Consider the following 234-nt stretch of genomic DNA (forward strand, 5'->3'; position numbering starts at 1 on the left):
TGGTGGCTGAGGTAATGCGGGCTAAGCCATTCACGTAATATCGAATGGAGTTATCTGTAGCAAGATAAATACAGGGCCGGGGTTGGTTGTAATTACCATAAGACCTGGAATCGATAATGCCTCGGCTGTCGCTGCCATTTAGCGCTTCGATATAAATCCAAAGATCAATAGAGCCATCACCCGTTCCCCATGCCAGTTGATCTTCTGTTTCACGGTCCAGGCCGCTGCCATTGT

General features: G+C 48.3%; 1 protein-coding gene. It reads right to left on the bottom strand.

What is annotated here, in order from left to right; translation table 11 throughout:
- Positions 1–234: hypothetical protein (locus tag MO867_RS23120; protein WP_252473498.1), on the bottom strand; the 234-nt coding region annotated here is incomplete at both ends.

This window comes from Microbulbifer okhotskensis, from assembly GCF_023895975.1.
Lineage (GTDB): Bacteria > Pseudomonadota > Gammaproteobacteria > Pseudomonadales > Cellvibrionaceae > Microbulbifer > Microbulbifer okhotskensis.